The following is a 21,434-nucleotide window of genomic DNA, read 5'->3' as shown; positions in this document are numbered from 1 at the left end:
GTTCGGCTACTACAGCGGTCAGGCCTGAATGCGGGCCACGACCTGATCGCAGGTCAAGGCGAAGGCAATGGCATAGGCATGCAAGCTTATGGGGAGTACGAGGCCGTCAGAGCGAATTCGCGCCAGTGCGAAGACGAGGCCAAGCGCGAATAGCGCCAGGAAGGTGGTCATGAACTGATAGCTCGTGTGGTGTTGGTAGGAGAAGAAGGTTGCCGTAGCCACGACCGCAACTGCTGCCACCCACCGATTGCTCTTGAATGGAAGTATCGATAGCAGAAAGTGCCGGAAGGCAAGTTCTTCCACCACGGGCGGCAGAAGCAGCAGACAGGCGACCATGACGGCGATCTGTGTCGGCGTTTTGTGATCGTAGAGGGTCGCCATGGTGACTTCACGTGGTTGCCCGAGCCACAGCGTCGTGGCATAGGCAGCCAGATAGATCGCTGATACCGCGGCAATGCCTTGCACGACATGCTGGCGCCGGATGTCACCTATGAAGCGAATGTCCGGGAAACACCAGCGCCTATGTGCAGCGAATAAAGCAAGAAGCAATAAGGCAGACGGCCCGTAGAACACGGCAATCGTGTAGGACACCATGTCTTGAAGGCTGAACTGGCCGACGATCCAGGGCAGCGTCAACCTATAGATACGGAAGGCCAGCCATCCGAGCAGTAAGGCCAGGCTCCATCGAGTGGCAAAGGGTTGCCCCAGGCCAAAGATACTCCGGATTCGTTCTCCATCCAGTCGCATTTCCATTTCGTTTTCACGTCCTGATTTCCGTATGTCCGATCAAGAATAATCGAGTCGGACGTCTCCCGGCGGTGCCGGGCCGCGCTGTCGTACTTCGCATCGAGCCTCGCGCCGCGAGTCTCGCCCCTTCGGGCTTCCATCGCTGACGCCTACGGCCCGGATTCTCCGATCCGGGCCCGCGCGCTTCGCTTGCGTGCGGTCGGCACATCGAAGCGACCGTTGCCTGTCCAGCCATCTTCCCTGACTTCATCCCCTTGTCCGCGACTGTAGCTCACGACCGTGTGCCGTCAAGGCGCGCCGGGCCGTGTCCTCGGCTGCGCCTGCGGGCCGCACCAACCCTGCGCTTTTCTCCTTGACGCCCCCCGTCCGCACGCTCCTGAGCGTCGCGGGCGATGAACTCAGGAAAGACGGTGGCAACGAGGCCAACCGGGTTCTTCGTGCCGACCGCACCGAAAGTCCAAGGCGGGCTCCGAATCTTGGAATCCGGTTGCGGGTGAACAGCCAACCATTTCTTTGTCAGGAGAAGTGCCATGCAACTCGCCTCGCGTTTCGCTTCCCGTTCGCCGGTGCTGCGTTCTGCCTATCCGCTGTCGGATGACCAGATTCGCGCCGTTGCGCCGTCCATCTTCGCGGATGCCCCACACGAAAGCCGTTCCGAGCGGTACAGCTATATCCCCACTGCAACCGTGCTGCAGGAGCTGCGCGGCGAAGGCTTCGAGCCTTTTATGGTGTGCCAGACCCGTGTACGTCACGACGGCCGCCGCGACTACACCAAGCACATGATTCGGCTGCGTCACGCCAGCCAGATCAACGGACGCGAAGCCAACGAAATCATCCTGCTGAACTCGCATGACGGCACGAGCAGCTATCAGATGCTGGCCGGGATGTTCCGCTTCGTATGCAGCAATGGGCTTGTATGTGGCGATACCGTGGCGGACGTGCGCGTACCGCACAAGGGCAACGTAGCCGAGCAGGTCATCGAAGGCGCCTACGAAGTCCTGCACGGATTCGACCGGGCGCAGGCATCCCGCGATGCCATGCAGTCCATCGCGCTCGACAACGGCGAAGCCGAAGTGTTTGCCCGTGCTGCGCTGGCGTTGAAGTACGACGAGGACAAGCCTGCGCCCCTCACGGAATCGCAAATCCTGACGCCGCGCCGTCACGACGACGACCGCCGCGACCTGTGGAGCGTGTTCAACCGCACGCAGGAAAACCTCATCAAAGGCGGCCTGTCTGCCCGCACCGCGAACGGTCGCAACCAGACCACGCGCCCGGTGCAGGGCATCGACAACGGCATCCGCCTCAATCGCGCCCTATGGATGCTGGCCGATGGCCTGCGCCAGTTGAAAGCCTGATTCCCCACGCGGCAGGGGCGGGCAGCAGCCCTTGCCGCTTCTCTCGCGGCTGCATTCCCAATCGCAAGGAGTTGTCACCATGAACGCCATTACCAAAACCGAAGCCATCGCCCTCGAAACCGCCGCGCCGCTGGAAGTGGCCGACCCGAGCAAGAACCTCATCCTTGTTCCGCTGTCGCAGTTGCTGCCGCGCCGCTCCAGGCGAAACGTCCGCACGACGCCGCGTCAATCCATTCCCGAACTGGCCGCGAGCATCGCCCGCATCGGCCTGCTGCAAAACCTCGTTGTCATTGCCGCTGCCGATGGCGAGCATTACGAAGTTGTGGCGGGTGACCGCCGCCTGACCGCGTTGAAGTTGCTGGCGAAGAAAAAGCGCATCGCTGCCGATTACGATGTGCCGTGCCTGCTGGTGGCCGATGCGTCCGCCCGTACCGTGAGCCTGGCCGAAAACGTGCAACGCGAGGCCATGCACCCGGCTGACCAGTTCGCGGCGTTCGCCGCGCTGGTCAAGGAAGGCCGTCCGGTGGAAGACATTGCCGCCGATTTTGGCGTGTCCCCGTTGGTGGTGCAGCGCCGCTTGAAACTCGCCAATGTCTCGCCGCGTCTGATGGCCGACTACCGGGCCGGTGGCGTGACGCTCGAACAGTTGATGGCCTTGACCATCACCGACGACCACACTGCGCAGGAGGCCGCGTTCTATGCAGCGCCGGAATGGCAGCGTAGCGCGTCCGCGTTGCGCGACCGCCTGACCGAGCGTGAAATCACCGCTATGCATCCGCTGGTGCGTTTCGTCGGGCTGGACGCCTATGCCGAAGCAGGCGGCGGCATCCGCTGTGACTTGTTTGCCGAAGGCGATGCGGGCGTGTATCTGACCGACGCGGCGCTGCTGGAAAAGCTGGTACGCGGCAAGCTGCATGCGCTGGCCGAGAACGTGCGCACCGAGGGCTGGGCGTGGGTGGATGCCACGCCGCACATCAGTTCCGCCGACCGGCAGGTGTTCCGGAACGCGCCGCGTCAGCGCCGCGAACCGACTGCCCGCGAAGCTCGCCGTATCGCCTCGCTGCAAACCCGCCTCGACAAGATCGACGCCGAACTGGAAGATGCCTACGACGCCGAGAACGTGGACGAGAACAAGACCGGGGCGCTGGGATCGCGCCGCGAGCCGGTGGCCGAGGAACTGCAAGCCATCGAAGAAACCTTGCAGGGCTACGCGCCGGATATACGCGCTGTGGCCGGTGCCATCGTTACGCTCGACCGCGAAGGCGAAGCCGTGATTCATCGCGGGTTGCTGCGCGAGGCTGAAGCAAAGGCGCTGCGGACGCTGGAAAAGCTGCGGCATGGTTTCATCGCAGGGGAGGGCGCGAACGACGAGGCAGGCGACGAAGACACCGAAGCGCCCAAGATTACGAGCCTGTCTGATCGGCTGGCGCAGCGGCTGAGCGCCCACCGCACCGCCGCGCTGCAAATCGAAGTGGCCCGGCATCCTCAGGTGGCGCTCGCCGCGCTCGTGCATGGCATGGTGCAGACTGTCTTGCAGCCGCATAACTACGGCGATGGATTGCCGCTTATCGTGAGCCTGAAAGTGCGGGACCGGTTGGAAGCCATGGCTCCGGACGTGCCGGAATTTCCCGCCGCCGCCGCGCTGCGCGAATTGCAGGAAGCTGCGGGCGAAGCGTTGCCGCAGGACAGTGCCGAGCTGTTCGCTGCGTTGCAGGCAAAGTCGCAAGACGAGTTGGTGCACCTGCTGGCCGTGTGCGTGGCGTCAACGGTGGACGTGGTGACGCTTCGCGCGACTCAGCAGCAACCCGGCGCGGAACTGGCGCAGGCCGTGGGGCTGGACATGGCCGCATGGTGGAAGCCGACCGCAGAGGGCTATTTCCGCCACATCGCCAAGCCTGCGATTCTGGAAGCCGTGGGGCAGTACGCCCCGGCGCACTGCACCGGGGTTTTCTTTCATCCAGAACTGGGCGCGGCAGGTCTGCCGCGCCCAGCTTCAACGTCCACAGCAAAATCGCCACGTCGCCGCCTTCGGTCAGGCGGCGACGTGGCGAGCGCGCAAGTACCTTGCACGCGGTACGGCAATCGGTGCCCGCTGGCGCGAGCAAGATTTCGATCGCGCCCCGCCGCAATGGGCGGGGCTTGTGGGGCTACGCCCCGGCTTGCTGCGGCAGGTTGTGCCAAAGCGTGCCGTCCTCGACGCTGACGGTTCACCGTCACGAAGGATGGTTCACCGACACGCCGCCCGGCCTCTCTATGGAGCTTCCACGTCACACCTCAACCACGAATGTTGCCTGCGGGCGGCGAGGGACGTTCTTGCCTTGTCGCTGGCGGTTAGTCTTGCCCGCGTCAGGGCACGAGCCGGTACAGCCGTCATGCGGAGACACCGAGTTGGCCACGTCTCCTTTCGACAGACGGCGGCCAATGCGTCCTTGGCTTGTCGTGAATCCTGGCGGGGGTGCGGCTGCGCCTTGGGCTTCATGGCCGCAATCTTCTAGCGAAAACAATTTCCCCGCCGCTACGCGGCTTCCTCGCGGGACAAATTCTTTTCGCTTCCAGGTTCTCCACGCTGTTGCGACCGCTGCGCGATGCGACCCGCCCATCCCCCGCCGGCCGGTTCACAACAAGGACGCACTGGCGCGACCTTGGTTCACCGAAAGGAGAAAACATCATGGCTAACATCGGCACCTTCGCCGCAGAGAAAGACGGCTTTACCGGCACACTCCGCACCCTGACGCTCAACGTCAAGGTCAAGCTAGTTCCCAACGACAAGGGCGACAGCGAGAACGCCCCCGACTTCCGCGTGCAGGCGGCGGGCCACGACATCGGTGCGGCGTGGAATAAAGTCAGCAAGGCCGAACGGCCCTACGTGTCCGTGACCCTCGACGATCCTTCGTTCCCGGCAACGATCTATGCCCGCCTGATCGAGAACGAGAGCGGCACGCACGACCTGATTTGGTCGCGCAGCAAGCCACAGGCGGCGGACTGATGGCCGCCCACTGCGCCCCGCCCATCGAGGTGGGGCGCTTCTAAGACGCGGCTCCCGGCGACTTTGATTCGCCCTGAACGACCTCAACCGTCATGGACATTGAGATTTGTGCCACGCCTCCTGATGATGCGGGCGACTGAGTGTCGTGCGCGGGGAAGAAGGTCGCCACATCGCGATAGGTAGCATCAATCAGCCGGAACAGGGCAGGGAACGACATCGTGAGATCGCGAAGTTTCATGCCGTCACCGTCGTCTGCCAGCGCCACGAGAATCGGGCCATCGCCAGTTTGGCCAGCAGCGATTTGCGAATGCATGTGTTCCTGCTGTCTGCGAAATGCATTTAGGGACAGCCTTTCATCGTTCATTGTGAGAACGCATGCCGACGGCATTTCCCCCTTGTTTTCCAAGGCCCGGATGCACGCTACCGCCTTCTCAAGCGATGTGATGCAATCTTCCATTGCGAATGCGAAGTCGAACACGGGCAACAGTCGGCCTTTTGCCATTTCGGCAGAAGAACGCTTGCCTTCATTTATCTGCGCAAGGATTAACGACCGTGCTTCGTTGTAGTGGCGGGCCGTTTTTACAAGGCAATGCACCAACCAAGAGCGCCACTTTCTTTTTTCGGCCGAAACATCTGGCTCGGGAACGAAGATGCTCACAAGCATTGCATGCGAGCGAAGGCCTTCAATATTTAGATTGAGCGGCGGCATGCCGCAATGTGTCGGTATGGCCATTGGACGCTACCAGCAGCCAGCTAGGCCGCGATCATTAGTTCTCGATTTTCGATGCTGCAACTATTTCCTTCAGTTCCCGCTGGACTTGAGCCAGGAGCTGATCGGCATTGAGCGGGTTACGTCCTGCATATGCCAATGTCAATAGCGTAAGTGGATGCACTTCCATGACCTCGCACAGCTCGGTCAGCTTGTGCATGGTCGGGCTTTTCAGGTCGCGCTCCAGCAAACTCAAATAGGTACGGCTGGACACGTCGGAGAACGCTTCCTGGCTCAAGCCGCGCGCTTTCCTGACCGTCCGTATTGCTGTCGCCAATGACTCTTTCGCCGCCACCTATGATTTCCCTTAGAAAATCAAGATGACATCCGATTGCGCACTATAGGGCTACAAACTATAGTGCGCATTTGGCGTTGTTGATTTCCGTATTCGCGCCTTTACGGAAATCCGCATGGACGGATTTCACCAGAACCGGGGAGCCGCCTCCGTGTCTTTCCTGACCTGCACAATTCCGCTTTCGCATTTCCGTGCATGTACGGATTCGATGGTTTTCGCCTTCGTGCTTCCGCACGAAAGCGCGCATCCGCTTCGACGCTTCGGCGTCTTGGCGGCAAAGCGACTCCGTGCATCGTTGGTTTCGTGGGATTTCCGGCCATGACCCAGCCGCTCATCACCGTAGAACAGCGTGCGCAACTGCTCGCCATCGGCACGGCACTCGCCGCCGGCCACGGTATCGATCCTTTGCCGGTGGTGCGACTGTTCACGCCGGACGCGCACGCGACCTGGTTGCTGGCCGCGCTCGACCCTGCCGATGGCGATACCGCGTGGGGATTGATTGACCTCGGCATCGGGATGCCGGCGTTGGGGACGGTCAAGCTGTCCGACCTGGCCGGCATCGTCGGGCCGCAGCAACGGCCCGTCCTGCGCGACCTGTATTTCCATGCCGCGCGGCCGCTATCGGAGTATGTCAGGCTGGCGCAGCGTGATGGCTCCATTCCCGACTAAGCGGGACGCATTGTGTCTTTCTCGGTCTAACTCAAGACGGCTGCGGTCCGGATCGGCGTTCTTGCACCAGTCGGGTGCGACCCTGACCGAAAAAGACATGGTGCATGGCGCGGCTTGCGGCAGGGTGTCCGATGCTGCGCGGCGCTTCCGTGCTGCGCAGTCGTCGCACTCGGACAACCCATGTAAGGCTTTGGAGCGAATCGGTCTTGCCCCCCTCGTTACAGCTTGAGTTTATGCCATTCCCGATGGCGCTTTGATGTCGCTGATGCCGTAGCTCCCGCGTTCAATGCCCGTGGCGACGTTCCTGTTGAACAGGAGGTTGCGTCATGGCTGATCGAAGCACCGAAGCCTGGTATCCCACCGCCGCGTACCTGTACGTACTGCATCTGGATGGTCCCGCACTGGCCTGGGAGTACCTGCGCCGCCATCCCGACTACCGGCGCGACTGGCTGCGCCGTCGCCGCCAACCGGAGGTGGCGCAGGTCTGGGGTCTGCGCCTGTTGGAAGATCCGGAACTGGATGCGCGCGACGCGCATCCAGTCTGGTTTCCCGACCATGACGGCACGCTCCAGCTCTATCCGGACACTGACCCACCGCCGGATGCGGCGATATTCGAGTTCTGGCACATCCCCGGCCACAAACACTTGACCCACGACGGCAAGCGCCTGGTGCTGGCGTCGCGTTGGCCCGGCTGCTGCGTGCGGCTCGCACTGGCGCAGGGGCTGGTCGATGGCATGGCCTACCTCTACGCCGTCCGCGCGTGCGCTTCACCCTGCGCGAGCTACCACACGATCACCGCCGAGCTGGACAAGCTGGCGAGAGTGGGCGGCGCCACGCCTACGGCGACGGCCCGTTCCCGCCCCACGCCGGCCGCGCTGCTGGAACTGCACACCTTGCAGGCGCTCGACGCGACCCTCGCGGGCGCGTCCTTGCGTGAAACGGCCGAAGGGCTGTTCGGCACCGAGGCCGTGGCCGCCGGCTGGTACGCCGACAGCGGCTTGCGCTCGCGCGTGCGCCGCCTGGTGCGGCGAGGCCAATCGTTGATGCGCGGCGGTTACCGCCGCCTTGCACAGTTCGATTGACCTGCACAGGGTCGTTTTGTCTGCACTGCAAAACGACCCTCCGCGCAACGCATCGCTTTTTCGAGACTGCCTCCATCCGGCTGCGCTGGTGCTGCCGGCGTTTCTGACTGATGGAGGTTCATCCGATGCGTCCCGCTCCCTTGCGGCCTGCCGCTGCACCCGCCGCTACGCCTGCACAACCCCAACGCTATCTGACGAACGACGAAGCTGCCGAGTACCTGCGACTGTCGCCGCGCACGCTCGAAAAACAGCGTGTGATCGGCAACGGGCCGAAGTTTCGCAAATTCGGCCGCCGCGTCATGTACGCGGTAGCCGACCTCGATGCCTGGGCTGACCAGCGCAGCTACGAAACCACGTCCGATCCCGAGTATGCCGAGCATCACTCGGCCGACAGCCGTGCGCGCTGATTGGCGGCTCGCCGGTGGCCGTCGCCATGTCCAACCCATCGCGGGAGCGGGAACAGCTCGACCTGTTCCGCGCACTGCCGGGCGACATGGTGCCGCGCGACGCCCAGGACTTGATGGCGTACCCGTTCTTCTCACTGGCGAAATCGCGGCGCACCGTGCCGATCGACTTCCGCAGCGGCAACGTCACGATCCGCGTGGAAGGCACGCAAGAGCATGGCATAGCGACCATCTGGGACGCGGACGTGCTGATCTGGGCGGCCTCGCAGATCGTGGAAGCGCGCGACGCGGGCCTGCGCCCGTCGCGGCTCATGCACGCCACACCCTACGAGATCCTGCGCTTCATCGGGCGCGGCGTGTCGCTACGCGACTACCAGCGTCTCAAGGCCGCGCTCGACCGGCTGCAATCGACCACCGTGGCCACGTCCATCCGCGAGACGACCGGGCGGCGTCTGCATCGCTTCTCGTGGATCAACGAGTGGAAGGAGCTGGCCGACGCCCGTGGCACGCCGCTGGGCATCGAACTGATCCTGCCGGACTGGTTCTATGCCGGCGTACTCGACGCCGCCTTGGTGCTGACCATCGACCCGGCGTATTTCCGGTTGACCGGCGGCATCGAGCGGTGGCTGTACCGGCTGGTGCGCAAGCACGGCGGCAAACAGCCTGGCGGCTGGCAATTCGATTTCCGGCACCTGCACAAGAAATCAGGCAGCACGGCGAAGCCCTACGACTTCGCCTGCGACCTGCGCGCGCTGGTCGCGCGGCAGTCGCTGCCCGGCTACGTGCTCGGCATCGAGCGGATGCCGGACGACGGAACCGAATTGCTGACCTTCCGGCCCGTGCCGTTCACGGCACGGGGATAACTCGGGGACAACGTGTGGACGGCCTCGTGCTATCAGGCGTGCCGGGTATCGTGCTATCAGGCGTGGGACTATCGTGCTATCAGGCGTGCGAAATCGCCGGAAAGCCAATAACGGCGCGAGTTTCGGCGTCCTCTAACTTATCTAACTTAAAGACTCTAACTGGTAGTAAGAGCACGCCGCTTCGGTGGACAACCGCCCGACGGCACGCAGCGCAGCAGCGACAGCCTGGCTTTCCAACGCGGAGGGCCGCGCCATGATCGTTGCCTTCCTCAACCAGAAAGGCGGCGTCGGCAAGACCACGCTCGCCACGCATATCGCCGGCGAACTGGCGATGCGCGGGCAGTCGGTCATCCTGCTGGATGCCGACCCGCAAGGCTCGGCGCTGGACTGGACGCAGCGCCGAAGCCAGCAGGGCCTGCCACGGCTGTTTAGCGCCGTGGGCCTCGCCCGCGAGACGCTGCACCAGGAAGCGCCGGAGCTGGCCCGCCGCGCCGATCACATCGTCATCGACGGCCCGCCGCGCATCGCCGCCCTGGCACGCTCCGCGCTGCTGGCGGCCGAGCGCGTGCTGATTCCCGTACAGCCCAGCCCCTACGACTTGTGGGCTTCGTCGGAGATGGTCGCGCTGATCCGTGAGGCGCAGGTGTTTCGGCCTGCGCTGCGCGCGGCCTTCGTCGTCAACCGGCGCATCAGCACCACCATCATTGGCCGCGAGGCGCGCAGCGCACTCGCCGAGCAGCCGCTGCCGGCGCTGCGCTCGGAAGTGCATCAGCGCATCGTGTTCGCCGACAGCGTGGCCGCTGGCCGGCTTGCACGCGAGACGGCGCCCGACAGCGCCGCCGCGCGCGAGATCACTGCGCTCACCGACGAGTTGCTGCGGTGGCCGACATGACGACTGCGCGCGGCAAACGCATCGGCATCGGCGCACGTCCGCCGGCGAATCCGCATGCCGAGGCGTGGATTCGTCAGGGCGACGTCGATCCGCTCAACAAGGGCGACCTCTACACCGCGCGCCTGACTCTCGACATCACACCCGCGATGCGGGCGCGCATCAAGGTGTCGGCGTTCACGCAGGGCGTGACGGTGGCCGAACTGCTGCGCGCACTGCTCGAACGCGAGTTCCCGGAGAAGACCCCATGAACGCATCTGCTCTGGCGGCCACGACTGCGCCGCCGCCGTCGCTTGCGGCGCTCGCCGGCTATGCCGGCATCGCACCGCTGACCCGCGTTTCGCTCGCCTACATCGAGCAGCGCATCGACGTGTATCTGCGCTTCGGCGAGCCGGCGCGCATCATCCGGCTCGACCGCTGGCGGCGCGTCGCCGTGTTCTTGCCCGGCGCCATGTTCTGCCGCATCCGCTGGCACGCCAACGACTACGGCACGATCCGCTGGCAACTCATGGTGATGCAGGCTTGCACGCTGCTGGACGCGGCGCAGCGCATCCCCGGCGTACTGCCGGGCGCGCGCCTGCTGTTGCACGCCGAAGGCGAACCCGCCGTGCGCGCCGTGCTGGCGCAGCTCGACGCCATCGAAGCGCAAGGCATCGCGCCCGCCGACGTGTCGCCCGCGTACTGGCGCACACTCGGCAACCGGCTCGCTGTGCGCTTGCCGTTGCCGCTGTACACTGCCGAGCGGCACGCTGCCTGGTTGGCCGGGAAGGTGTTGCCATGACGACCATTTCCCCGTCCGGCATCGCGCCGCACCCTCGCTCGCGCCTGCGCGCTCGCCTCGTGCTGGCGGGCCTGTCCGCCTGCGGCTTCGCTGCGCTGGCCTGGGCGTCCTTCGTGTCGCCGCTGCCGCGTCTGACCTACAACCCGTCCGACAGCGTGGCGGTCGGCTGGTATCGCGTCGAACCGCTTGACCACCGGGCCGGCTCGCTGCCACGTCCGTTGTCCGTGGACAGCATCGTGCTCGTCCCGTTGCCCGCCGAGGCCGCCGCACTGGCGGCGCAGCGCGGCTACCTGCCGACGCGCGTGCCGCTGCTCAAGCGCGTGGGTGCGGTTGCGCCGCAGGTGGTGTGCATCGTAGGCGGCATCGTCCGCATCGACGGCGTGCCTTCGGCCGCCGTGCTGCCCGCTGATCGCATGGGCCGGCCGCTGCCATCGTGGCCGCAGTGTCGCCGCCTCGAACCGGGCGAGCTGTTCCTGTTGAGTACGACCAATCCGGCATCGTTCGACAGTCGCTATTTCGGCCCGGTCAGCACATCCACCGTGCTCGGTGTTGCGCATCCGGTCTGGCTGGAGACACGTCGATGATGGCCGCCGATTCGCTGTGCTTCATCGTGCCATCCGGCGTGTCGTTCTTCTGGCCGTCGCCGTGTCGTCGCGCGTGTCGTGCGAGCGCATCCGCGCCGCACGTCACGCAAAATTCGGGATCGCTTTCCCCCGTGCAGGCATCTTGCGTTGAACGCGCCCGGCCGATGGCCGTGGCCGCGTTCCCCGGCGCGCGGGCTGCAAGCAGCACCGCGCCGCCGGGCCGCCGATGCCCGGAGCGACAGCGCAGGGCAAAGGCGGAAGGCAAGATAAAAGGTCGCGGCACTTCGCCGCTTGAAAAACCTGTCTGCACATGTGGGTGGCGCGGCACGCGCCAGAGGGTGGCTGCGTGCTGCGAAGGTGCGCAATGCCGCACCGGCATTGGCGAAGCTGCGTGCTTCGTCCGCTGGACTGCGACTGTGCTGGATGGAGCCGCGCCATGAACCAGCGCGACGATGACCGATTCCGCGTCCGGCCTGGTGCGCCGAAGCGGCGCGGCGATGCCTACATCAACAAGGTGCTGCGGCAGGCCAACAAGGCTGGCGCGAAGCTCGGCAAGGCAGCCAGCAAGGTCGGCCAGCGGCCCGGTTCTCGGCTGGGTCGCGGCCATGTCGCGGCGCGCTTCGCTGGGCGGGGACTTGGGGCAAATACGCGGCGCGTGACGATCAAGGCCCGGCTGGTGAATCTGGCGCAGGCTGGGCCGCGTTCGACCGCCGCGCACCTTCGCTACATCGAGCGCGAAGGCGTCGATCGCCAGGGCGGGCCGGGCCATGCCTACGGGCCGACGACCGACGATGCCAACCTCGAAGCGTTCAAGGAACGCGGCGCCGACGATCGTCACCAGTTCCGGTTCATCGTCTCGCCGGAAGATGCCGAACAGTTCGATGACCTGCGCACCTATACGGGGCATTTGATGGCGCGCATGGAGGCCGACCTAGGCACGCGGCTGGAATGGGTGGCCGTCGATCACTGGAACACCGACAACCCGCACACGCACGTCATCCTGCGCGGCAAGGACGACACCGGCAAAGACCTCATCATTTCCCGCGACTATATCGCCGAGGGGATGCGCCACCGGGCATCTGAACTGGCGACGGAGTGGATGGGGCCGCGCACCGAGCTGGAGATGCAGCGCTCCACGCAGCGGGAAGTCGAGCAGGAGCGGTGGACGGGCTTGGATCGCACCCTGCAACGCGAGGCCGGCGACGATGGCCTGGTGCGTATCGAACGCTTCGCCGAACCCCGATTGCAACGCCAGCGGCAAATGCTGATCGGCCGCTTGCAACACTTGCAGCGCATGGGGCTGGCGACCGAACCGCAGCCGGGTACGTGGGCCGTCCATGCCGAGGCCGAGCCGACTCTGCGCGCGATGGGCGAGCGCGGCGACATCATCCGCACCATGCAACGCGCGATGAGCGGCAAGCAGCGTGAGCTGGCCGTGTTCCAACCCGGCGAGGATGGCCGCGTCGTCGGTCGCGTCGCTGGTAAGGGGCTGGCCGACGAGTTATACGACAAGGGCTATCTGATCGTCGATGGCACGGACGGCAAGGCGCACTACGTCGAGCTCCCGCCGCGCTCGGAGCTGGAGCAGTACCCGACCGGCGCCGTAGTGGAGGTGAAAGGCACGGCCGACGTGCGCGCCGCCGACCGGAACATCGCCGCGCTCGCCGTCGATGGCGTATACCGCACCGATCATCACCTGGCCGTCGCGCAAGGCCAGGCCACGCCCGACCGCGACCCGCGTGAGGTGGTGGCCGCACACGTGCGCCGACTCGAAGCCCTGCGCCGTGCCGGCATCGTGGAACGCGAGGCCGAAGGCGTCTGGCGCGTCCCCGACAACCTAGCCGAACGGGGCCGCCAGTATGACGCGCAGCGGCTTGGCGGCGGCGTGGTGGTGGAGCTGAAATCGCATCTACCCATCGAGCGACAGGCCCGCGTGATCGGCGCAACCTGGCTCGACCAGCAGTTGATCGTTGGCAGCAAGGGGCTGGGCGACCTAGGCTTTGGTGCCGAGGTCAAGGACGCGCTACGCGACCGTGTCGACTTCCTGGCCGAACAGGGACTAGCCGAGCAACGCGGGCAGCACATCGTCCTTGCGCGCAATCTGCTGGCGACGCTGCGCGAGCGTGAGCTGGTAAAGGCGGCGAAGGATATTGCTGCCGAAACCGGCCTGGCGCATCGGCCCGTGGCCGACGGGCAGCGCGTGGTCGGTATCTACCGGCGTTCCGTCATGCTCGCCAGCGGTCGCTACGCGATGCTCGATGACGGTATGGGCTTCTCGCTGGTGCCGTGGAAGCCTGTGATAGAGCAGCGGTTTGGGCAGCAGCTCGCCGCGAAGGTGCGCAATGGTAGCGTGTCTTGGGAGATTGGACGACAACGAGATCCAACAATTGGCTGACTGAACGCGGTAGATCGTTGATCTGCGATGTGCATTGCGTAGGTTTCGCATTGGACCTGAAGGCGAGACCTGTCCAATGCGTCATTCGACGGATTGCTCGCTTCCTTGTCTTACGGGCGTTTCCACGATCCCGTGGCGCACATTACTCAGTCGTTGCAAAATCAGCAAGCCGACAACGGTAAGGCCTCCGCCCGCCAGAAAATCCACGTTCATTCCCGCGTGATCCGCGATTACACCGCCGACCGCAGAACCTACGGCAATCGCCACCTGGATCACACTGACAAACATTGCCGAGCCTGCTTCGAGAAGGTCCGCGGTGGTGCGTTGAATCCACATACTGAACAAGAGCGGCAACGCACCAAGCGCAATGCCCCAAATTAACATCGCTACACTTTCACCAATCCGTGAGTGTTCGAAAAGCATCATCATTATGATCGCGCACAGCAATAGCGCGGACAGTCCCGCAATGGAAGCCGTGAGTCTTTTTGTTGCGACTACCGACAGAATCGCGTTCGAAAAAAATCCAATGACACCAAATGCAAGGAGCAGCAGCGTCATCTCATTGATCGTGAAGTCCTGAAGCAGGAGTGGTGCGATATAGGTGAACGTCACAAAATGTGCGCCGAAAATCAGGGCGATCATGAGCATAGACAACTGGATTTGCCGACGGCGCGCCAATGAAATGAAGTCGGTCACATTCACGGCCGCTACCGACGGCAGCGATGGCACAAGAAACGCCTGTGCGACCAGCGCGATTGCGACAAGCCCCCCGGTCGCCAAGAACGACGCTCGCCACGAAACAAGAGCTGCGACAAACGTGCCAAAAGGGACTCCCACTACCGTCGCGAAGGCGATTCCGGTGAGAATGATTGCGGTGGCTCTCGCAGAATCGCGCGGCTGAACGAGCCGCGCAGCGGCAGCAATGGCGAGCGTCCAGAAACCACCAAGCGCAGCGCCGAGCATCGCACGCCCGACGAGCATCGTCGCAAGATTTTGAGACGCAGCCGACACGGCGTTCGACGCGAGCAAAACGGCGGTGAGTAGCAGGAGCACGTTGCGTCGATCAACTCGACCGGCAAGGATCATCAGAGTGGGCGCAGAAAAGGCTGCCATTACGCCAGGCACCGTGACCATGAGGCCTGCCACGCCCGACTTGACACCCAGCGCGGCCGCGATCTGTGGGAGCAGGCCTACCGGTAGAACTTCCGCAGTTACGAAGGCAAAAGCGCTGATAGCGACCGCGATAGCGGAAAGCCACTGACGCAGACTTGTAGCGACCACGGCCTGTGGGGAGTGGTTAGATGGCATAAGAAGTTGTGCGGGGGAGGAGTTTCGCGTTAGATCGCCGTGATCGGCTTTCAGCAGTTCCGATAGCGTGATGGCTGGATCTGCAGATCAACCCGGCCGAGGCACGCCGACGGTAATAACGGAGACTAACTCATGCGGAAAATTCGTAGTAGCATGAAGAATTGAGTATATTAAATTCAATTTCTGAATGAACGACCGATTCTATTCCTTGCAGTTGTTTGCCCGCGTCGCGCGGACCGGCAGCTTTTCCATCGCCGGGCGCGAGCTGGGCATCTCCCAGCCGACCGCCTCGCGGATCGTGGCGGCACTCGAAAAGCAGGTCGGTGCAGCGCTGCTCGTGCGAACAACGCGTGCTGTCACCCTGACGGAGGCCGGGACAGACTATCTGGCGCGTGTGGAGGCGATTCTCGCCGCACTGGACGAGGCCGACCACGCGGCTCGCGGTACGGGGGAACTGCGCGGTGTACTTCGGATCGCGCTGTCCACGTCTTTAGCGCTTAGATGCGTACTGCCTCGGCTACCGCGCTTTACCGAGCAGCATCCTAATCTTCGAGTCGAGTTCCTTCTGAACGATGAAAAACAGGATCTCGTAAGCGATGCCGTTGATGTTGCACTGCGTGTCGGCAGTCTGGCCGACTCGTCGGCCGTCGCCAGAAAAGTTGGTGTCGTGCATAGAGTGCTGGCGGCTTCACCTGACTACCTCGCCAAGGCAGGCGTACCACGCACCCCCTCCGATCTGACTGACTTCTCGATCATTGTCGGGCCGGCTGGCCGAGGGATGGAGGGATGGGTTTTCAAGAAGAATGGTAAGACCACATCAGTCCGTGTAGATGGACGGTTCATCCTGAATGGCGGTGAAGGTGCAACCGCGGCGGCGGTTGCAGGTCTAGGCATTATTTCGGCGGGCGCTCTCGGTATGCTCAAAGAGCTGCGAAGCGGACTCCTGGTTCGAGTGCTCCCGGAATGGGAAATGGGTTCGGCCGACGTTCATGTGATCCTGCCAGCGGGACGAGCCGCCAAACCTTCTGCCAGAGCCTTCTCGGATTTCATCAGTGCGGAATTTGGGGAACTGGACGTGCTATGGAACGAACATCAAGCGTCATGCCGCGCGCGCGACATGGAATCGCAGCCCGCTTGATGCCGCGGTAGCAACGGCGAACGTTAGTCAAATATATTCATAAATTGAATATATGAAAGTCACCTTTCTCATCTACCGCGCATTGGCCGAATAAAAGATTATCTCCGTCGTGGGCAGGGAGTTTGCATTCCTGCATTCCGACAGGAGATACAACGTGACATTGCAAGCCAAGCTCGACGCATTCACCGATGACCTGATACGCAGCGGCAAAATTCCCACGCCGCTCGTCACTGCGCTGAAAGACGGTATCGCAGAACAAATTGCCAGTGGCCAGGCCGATCATGCGCTCAAGGCCGGCGATGACGCACCGTCGTTCGTGCTGCCGAACGAAAGCGGCACGTCGGTCAGCTCCGCCAAGCTGCTCGCCAAAGGGCCGCTGGTCGTCAGCTTCTATCGCGGCGTCTGGTGTCCCTACTGCAACATCGAACTTCAGGCGCTCGAAGAAGTCCGCGCCGAGATAGAGGCGCGCGGCGCATCACTCGTCGCGGTGTCGATGCAGAACGCTGCGAATAGCCGTAAGTCCGCGCGTGAGAACAAGCTCGGCTTTCCGATCCTGATCGACGCCGGCGGCAAGGTCGCCGACGCCTTCGGTCTTCGATACGCGCTCTCACCCAAGACAGTCGAACTCTACCGCACCCTCGGCAACGATCTGGAGGCGATCAACGGAGAAGCGAGCTGGTCGCTGCCGATGCCCGCTCGCTTCGTGATCGGCCAGGGCGGCGTCATTGCCTACGCCGAGATCAATCCCGACTACACGCGCCGTCCTGAACCCGATCACCTTTTTCCGATCCTCGATCAACTCGCCCGTGCCAAGGGCGGTTGATACGCCGGGAATGTCCCAACCTCAACTGAAAATGGATGGCTTTATGTCTGAATATCTTCTCGATCTCACCAAAGAGTTTGCCGGTCGTCGTGTCCTTGTCACGGGCGGAACGCGCGGCATCGGCGCGGCCACCGCGCAGCGCTTCATCGACGGCGGCGCGAAGGTCGTTGTCACCGCCCGGAACACACATGCCGAAACGCCGAAGAGCGCGACGTTCATCGCTGGCGACACGCGCACGCTGGAAGGCGCGCAAAAGGTTGCTAGGGAGGCAATCGCCGCGCTCGGCGGTCTCGACATTCTGATCAACAATGCCGGCGCCGCCCGACTCCATCTGCCGGCCTCGACTGCGATCTCGGACGAGGAATGGGTCGATAGCCTGAACATCAACTTCCTGGCCGCTCTACGCATCACCTACGCATCGCTGGACGAACTGGTTAAGACGAAGGGTTCGATCGTCAATGTCACTGCCGGCGGCCGCATTGCATTCGGTGGCCCGATGGCGCACTACGGCGCCGCCAAGGCCGCGCTGAACAACTGGTCGGAATCGCTCGCCAAGGAGGTGGCGCCGAAGGGTGTGCGCGTCAACATCGTGTCGCCCGGACCGATCATCACCCCCGGCGGTGACGAGGTTCGCAACACCATCACTCAGGCAATGGGTATCACCGACGCGCAGTTCTTCGCCACGGTGCCGCTCGAAGGCCGTGCCGGCAAGGCCCAAGATTTGGCGGAAGCCATCGTCTTCCTGGCGTCGCAGCGGGCCTCCTACATCACCGGCGATACGCTCTTTGTCGGTGGTGGTTGGGGCACCTTGGCCGGTATCTGACCACAGCGCCCGCCGCCGGATCTGCTGACACTCCGTATCAACACCGGGCGGCGGGCCTCCCGGCTTCCCAGCGAGAAAGCGAAATATGATCGACCTGCATTATTGGACCACGCCGAACGGCCACAAGATCACGATGTTGTTGGAAGAGACCGGGCTTCCCTACAACATCGTGCCCATCAACCTCGTCAAGAACGAACAGTTCGAGCCGAAATTTCTGGAAATCGCGCCCAATAACAAGATGCCCGCGATCATGGATCACGATCCAATCGGCGGCGGTGCTCCGATCAGCATCTTCGAGTCCGGCGCCATTCTTCAATATCTCGCCGAAAAGACCGGCAAGCTGATGCCACAGGACATCCGCGCCCGCGTCGAAGTCAATCAGTGGCTGTTCTGGCAAGTGGCTGGCCTCGGTCCGATGGCGGGGCAGCTCATTTTCTTTCTGCGTAGCTCGGAGAAGTATCCCTTCGGCATCGAGCGTTTCACGAAAGAAACTCAACGCCTCTATGGTGTGCTCAATAAGCGCCTCGAAGAACGGGACTGGCTCGCCGGCGATGCTTATTCGATCGCAGACATCGCCGTCTATACCTGGGCGGCACCCTACAGCCTGTTCGGTTTGGATCTCGATGAATATCCGGCCATCGAGCGCTGGCTCGAAGCGATCGCCTCGCGACCGGCGACCGAGCGCGCCTATGCCATCGCCAAAGACCTCAATCCGCTGGCGCCCCAGCCCGTCAGACGCGCGGAGCGCGAAGCGGCCAGGCTTGCGAGCTGACCCTCATCAACCATTGTCACTGACGAAATTGGAGAAAAGATTATGAGCAAAATTCTTGTCACGGGTGCGAGCGGCGATATCGGCCGGAAGACCATCCTGCATCTGCTGAAAAAGCGGCCCGCGAGCGATCTGATCGGGCTGGTCCGTGATCCGGCGAAGGCGAAGGATTTGGCGGCGCTCGGCGTCGAGCTTCGCCAGGGCGACTATCTGGATCGTGAATCCCTGAAGCGCGCTTTCGTCGGCGTCGAGAAGTTGATGTTGGTTTCGGCACACGCCTTCACCGATCGCAAGACGGCTCACGCCAACGTGATCGACGTAGCGGTCGAGGCGGGCGTCCGGTTCCTCGTCTACATGCCGATTTATCGTAAAGCTGGCTCGACCTTCGTCATGAAAGAAATCACCGAAGAGGATATCTTCACGGTCGAGAAGCTGCGGTCATCGGGTCTAACCTATACGCTTGTTCAGCACCCGCCGTTCATGGAGCCCGCCATCATGTATGCCGGGCCGAATGCTGTAGAGACGGGTGTTCGGGTGCCGGCGGGTAACGGCAAGTTCACTGCGGCGACTCGCGACGATCTGGCTGCGGCTCATGCGACAGTCTTGGCCGAACCGGGGCACGAAGGCAAAACCTACTACCTGTCGGGCTCACCGGCAGTCTCGTGGGCCGATATTGCCCGGATTCTGTCAGAGGTCCACGGCAAGGATGTGCCCTACATCGCGATCTCGGATGAGGAATACATCAAGTCGATGCAAGGGCTCGGCTTCCCCGATTTTGTCGCCCCGTTCATTCTGAAGTGGGTTCAGGGCATGAACCAGGGCGAGTGGGAGGAGGTCACCGACGATCTCGAAACGCTTATCGGCCACAAGCCCACGACGCCCGCCGAGTATTTGCGTTCGGTCGCGGAGGCGGCCAAAGCCCAAGGGAGCGCGTCATGAAGATAGGCTTCATCGGTGCGAGCACGGTCGCCCAAACGATCGCGAAGCATGTCCTACCTCTCGGGCATCAGGTCATGCTCAGCAACTCGCGCGGGCCGGATTCCCTCGCTGACGTGGTGAAGGAGCTTGGCGCCGGCGCGACGGCCGGAACACCCCAGCAAGTTGCGGAGCAGGATATTGTCGTGCTCGCGGTCAGGTGGTCCAGCGTGCAGCCGGCACTGTTCGGTGTTCCGGACTGGAAGGGGCGCATCCTCGTCGATGCCACGAACCGGGTCGCCAGCTACACGCCGCTGTCCCTGGGCGATATATCGGGGCGAACGTCCAGCGAGATCGTCGCGGACCTCGCTCCTGGAGCGAAGGTCGTCAAGGCGTTCAACTCCGTGCCGATGTCGTGGATTTCCGACTTCTCGGCCACGAAGCCGCGCACCGTCCTGTTCATTTCTGGGGACGCCGCCGATGCCAAGCAGCCGGTCAGCAGCCTCGTTGAGGAAGTCGGCTTTAGCTGCATCGATCTCGGCTCTCTCGCGGTCGGTGGGCGACTCCAACAGCTCGGCGGCCCGCTCGCGGGTGTCCGGCTCACTTTCGGCGAAAGGTTCGTGCTATGAAGGCTCTCGTTTATGAAAAGGCGCACAGCCTTGCTGACTTCGCGATCCATCTTGCGGATGTCGAAGAACCGGCGCTGCGTGACCAAGACGTATTGGTCGAGGTGCGAGCCATCGGCGTCAATCCCGGCGAAGCGGCCATCCGCAGCATGAAGAGCGCCGAACCTGGTGGCCGTGTTCTGCTGGGTTGGGAGTTCGCCGGTATCGTGGTGGGCGCAGGCCCCGCAGTCGAGCGCTTCAAGGTCGGTGATCGGGTTTTCGGCACCGGCGATATGACACGCGACGGGGCTTGGGCGGAGCGCGTGGCCGTCGATCATCGGATCGTCGCCCACGTACCTGACCAGCTCTCGTTCACCGATGCGGCAAGCTTGCCGATCGGCGCCGTGACGGCATGGGAGGCAGTTTTCCGCGACCAGGACGTGCTGCCGTCCGGCGTGGATCGCGTGCTCGTGCTGGGCGGCGCGGGCGCTGTCGGTTCACTTGCGACGCAACTTCTGAAGGCCAGGACCACGGCGTTCGTCATCAGTACCGGCTCACGTCCGGACTCGAAGAAGTGGTGCAAGCGGATGGGTGCCGATCTGGTGCTCGACCACAGCGCCGACATCGCCGAACAGCTTGGCGCGGCAGGCATCCCGCATGTCGATTGGGTACTCTCCACGGCGAAGTCTGCCGATAACATCGGCTGGATCGCGAACGTACTACGCCCTTTCGGCCATCTCTCCGTCGTGGATGGCGGCCCACCGCTCGATGTCCGCCCGCTCGCGCCGAAAGCAGCCTCGCTCCATCTGGAGATGGTATTCAGCAGGATCATCTACGGCAGCGAGCCGGAACGGCAGGGAAGAATCCTGGCAACCGTTGCCGCGCTCGTCGTCGAGGGTCGCGTGAAGCCGATTATGACGACGCTGCTGGAGGGCCTCACGGCCGAAACGATGAAAGCTGCCCACGAACTCGTCGCATCCGGCAGGACGGTCGGAAAGGTCGTGATCGCAATCTGACTAATAGTAACGAAGAGTATTTCGTCCGAACGAGGGCTTGAAAAAACGACTGCCTCTGATCGACGGCGCGACGGTGTGACTGGAAACTGGATGGAAATACGCCGTCTACACTGTTTCATTGCGGTCGCCGAGGAATTGCATTTCCCGCGCGGCGGAACGACTGCACATTGAGCAGTCGCCGCAGTCTCGGGCGATCTACTTAGATTCGAGGACGCCAA

Annotated in this window: 22 protein-coding genes and 2 pseudogenes; 20 read left to right on the top strand and 4 right to left on the bottom strand. The window is 63.3% G+C overall.

The features are described from left to right. Window positions 1-18 precede the first annotated feature (18 nt). On the bottom strand, window positions 19-753 hold the full coding sequence (locus PQQ95_RS07685; protein ID WP_408436528.1) for a CPBP family intramembrane glutamic endopeptidase: 735 nt from the start codon (window positions 751-753) through the stop codon (window positions 19-21). Window positions 754-1,277: 524 nt separating this feature from the next. Between PQQ95_RS07685 and PQQ95_RS07680 the strand changes: the two genes are divergently transcribed. The 3 genes and pseudogenes from PQQ95_RS07680 (at window position 1,278) to PQQ95_RS07670 (ending at window position 5,088) form a co-directional block, all read left to right on the top strand. After that, on the top strand, window positions 1,278-2,102 hold the full coding sequence (locus PQQ95_RS07680; RefSeq protein WP_408436525.1) for a DUF932 domain-containing protein: 825 nt from the start codon (window positions 1,278-1,280) through the stop codon (window positions 2,100-2,102). A gap of 79 nt (window positions 2,103-2,181) precedes the next feature. After that, window positions 2,182-4,044: pseudogene (locus tag PQQ95_RS07675) on the top strand (ParB/RepB/Spo0J family partition protein); the annotation flags it as partial. A 726-nt stretch (window positions 4,045-4,770) separates the two neighbouring features. Continuing rightward, entirely contained in the window at window positions 4,771-5,088 is a 318-nt protein-coding gene (locus tag PQQ95_RS07670; RefSeq protein WP_408436523.1) for a DUF736 domain-containing protein, read from the top strand. Window positions 5,089-5,128: 40 nt separating this feature from the next. Here the strand turns inward: PQQ95_RS07670 and PQQ95_RS07665 are convergent, their stop codons facing one another. Next, window positions 5,129-5,821: a hypothetical protein gene (locus PQQ95_RS07665; RefSeq protein WP_408436520.1), complete on the bottom strand. Its 693-nt coding sequence runs from the start codon at window positions 5,819-5,821 to the stop codon at window positions 5,129-5,131. Window positions 5,822-5,855: 34 nt separating this feature from the next. Next, entirely contained in the window at window positions 5,856-6,152 is a 297-nt protein-coding gene (locus PQQ95_RS07660) for a helix-turn-helix domain-containing protein (RefSeq protein WP_408436517.1), read from the bottom strand. Between the two features lie 318 nt (window positions 6,153-6,470). Between PQQ95_RS07660 and PQQ95_RS07655 the strand changes: the two genes are divergently transcribed. The 9 genes from PQQ95_RS07655 to PQQ95_RS07615 all read left to right on the top strand — a co-directional run bounded on the left by PQQ95_RS07655 (window position 6,471) and on the right by PQQ95_RS07615 (window position 13,819). Beyond that, window positions 6,471-6,821, top strand: a complete 351-nt coding sequence (locus PQQ95_RS07655) for a DUF2958 domain-containing protein (protein ID WP_408436514.1) — start codon at window positions 6,471-6,473, stop codon at window positions 6,819-6,821. A gap of 326 nt (window positions 6,822-7,147) precedes the next feature. After that, window positions 7,148-7,903 (top strand): DUF2285 domain-containing protein, encoded by a 756-nt coding sequence (locus tag PQQ95_RS07650; protein ID WP_408436511.1) that lies wholly within the window; start codon window positions 7,148-7,150, stop codon window positions 7,901-7,903. 125 nt (window positions 7,904-8,028) lie between these two features. Continuing rightward, the gene (locus PQQ95_RS07645) at window positions 8,029-8,310 is read left to right on the top strand and encodes a helix-turn-helix transcriptional regulator (protein WP_408436508.1); all 282 of its coding nucleotides are present in this window, start codon (window positions 8,029-8,031) and stop codon (window positions 8,308-8,310) included. Between the two features lie 26 nt (window positions 8,311-8,336). Beyond that, the gene (locus tag PQQ95_RS07640; protein ID WP_408436505.1) at window positions 8,337-9,170 is read left to right on the top strand and encodes a replication initiator protein A; all 834 of its coding nucleotides are present in this window, start codon (window positions 8,337-8,339) and stop codon (window positions 9,168-9,170) included. Window positions 9,171-9,423: 253 nt separating this feature from the next. After that, on the top strand, window positions 9,424-10,062 hold the full coding sequence (gene parA, locus PQQ95_RS07635; protein WP_408436502.1) for a ParA family partition ATPase: 639 nt from the start codon (window positions 9,424-9,426) through the stop codon (window positions 10,060-10,062). Then, window positions 10,059-10,310 carry a chromosome partitioning protein ParB gene (locus PQQ95_RS07630; protein WP_408436499.1) on the top strand — a complete coding sequence of 84 codons (252 nt, stop codon included), beginning with the start codon at window positions 10,059-10,061 and terminating at the stop codon, window positions 10,308-10,310. The genes parA and PQQ95_RS07630 overlap by 4 nt, the downstream gene beginning before the upstream one ends. Next, window positions 10,307-10,840 (top strand): DUF2840 domain-containing protein, encoded by a 534-nt coding sequence (locus tag PQQ95_RS07625; protein WP_408436496.1) that lies wholly within the window; start codon window positions 10,307-10,309, stop codon window positions 10,838-10,840. Before PQQ95_RS07630 ends, PQQ95_RS07625 begins: the two co-directional genes overlap by 4 nt. Then, a complete protein-coding gene (locus tag PQQ95_RS07620; protein WP_408436493.1) occupies window positions 10,837-11,424 on the top strand; it encodes a S26 family signal peptidase in 588 nt (195 codons plus the stop codon). The genes PQQ95_RS07625 and PQQ95_RS07620 overlap by 4 nt, the downstream gene beginning before the upstream one ends. 436 nt (window positions 11,425-11,860) lie before the next feature. Then, window positions 11,861-13,819, top strand: a complete 1,959-nt coding sequence (locus tag PQQ95_RS07615) for a DUF3363 domain-containing protein (RefSeq protein ID WP_408436490.1) — start codon at window positions 11,861-11,863, stop codon at window positions 13,817-13,819. A gap of 81 nt (window positions 13,820-13,900) precedes the next feature. Here the strand turns inward: PQQ95_RS07615 and PQQ95_RS07610 are convergent, their stop codons facing one another. After that, window positions 13,901-15,127, bottom strand: a complete 1,227-nt coding sequence (locus tag PQQ95_RS07610) for an MFS transporter (RefSeq protein WP_408436487.1) — start codon at window positions 15,125-15,127, stop codon at window positions 13,901-13,903. 187 nt (window positions 15,128-15,314) lie between these two features. Here PQQ95_RS07610 and PQQ95_RS07605 point away from each other — a divergent pair, with 187 nt between their 5' ends. The 8 genes and pseudogenes from PQQ95_RS07605 to PQQ95_RS07570 form a co-directional block, all read left to right on the top strand. Continuing rightward, window positions 15,315-16,265 (top strand): LysR family transcriptional regulator, encoded by a 951-nt coding sequence (locus PQQ95_RS07605; protein WP_408436484.1) that lies wholly within the window; start codon window positions 15,315-15,317, stop codon window positions 16,263-16,265. 154 nt (window positions 16,266-16,419) lie between these two features. After that, window positions 16,420-17,088 (top strand): peroxiredoxin-like family protein, encoded by a 669-nt coding sequence (locus PQQ95_RS07600; RefSeq protein WP_408436481.1) that lies wholly within the window; start codon window positions 16,420-16,422, stop codon window positions 17,086-17,088. Between the two features lie 31 nt (window positions 17,089-17,119). Next, window positions 17,120-17,911, top strand: a complete 792-nt coding sequence (locus PQQ95_RS07595; RefSeq protein ID WP_408436478.1) for an oxidoreductase — start codon at window positions 17,120-17,122, stop codon at window positions 17,909-17,911. An 85-nt stretch (window positions 17,912-17,996) separates the two neighbouring features. After that, complete coding sequence (locus PQQ95_RS07590) at window positions 17,997-18,683, top strand: glutathione binding-like protein (protein ID WP_408436476.1); 687 nt, start codon at window positions 17,997-17,999, stop codon at window positions 18,681-18,683. 42 nt (window positions 18,684-18,725) lie between these two features. Then, window positions 18,726-19,619 (top strand): SDR family oxidoreductase, encoded by an 894-nt coding sequence (locus tag PQQ95_RS07585; RefSeq protein WP_228976445.1) that lies wholly within the window; start codon window positions 18,726-18,728, stop codon window positions 19,617-19,619. Beyond that, on the top strand, window positions 19,616-20,224 hold the full coding sequence (locus PQQ95_RS07580) for an NADPH-dependent F420 reductase (RefSeq protein ID WP_408436473.1): 609 nt from the start codon (window positions 19,616-19,618) through the stop codon (window positions 20,222-20,224). Before PQQ95_RS07585 ends, PQQ95_RS07580 begins: the two co-directional genes overlap by 4 nt. Further along, on the top strand, window positions 20,221-21,216 hold the full coding sequence (locus PQQ95_RS07575; protein WP_228976440.1) for a zinc-binding alcohol dehydrogenase family protein: 996 nt from the start codon (window positions 20,221-20,223) through the stop codon (window positions 21,214-21,216). Before PQQ95_RS07580 ends, PQQ95_RS07575 begins: the two co-directional genes overlap by 4 nt. A gap of 90 nt (window positions 21,217-21,306) precedes the next feature. Continuing rightward, window positions 21,307-21,412, top strand: a pseudogene (locus tag PQQ95_RS07570) (helix-turn-helix domain-containing protein); the annotation flags it as partial. Window positions 21,413-21,434: the final 22 nt, after the last annotated feature.

This window comes from Paraburkholderia caffeinilytica, from assembly GCF_046030355.1.
In the GTDB taxonomy this organism is placed as follows: domain Bacteria; phylum Pseudomonadota; class Gammaproteobacteria; order Burkholderiales; family Burkholderiaceae; genus Paraburkholderia; species Paraburkholderia caffeinilytica_B.
Note: the sequence above shows the minus strand (reverse complement) of the source record. Positions and strands in the feature narration are given on the sequence as shown.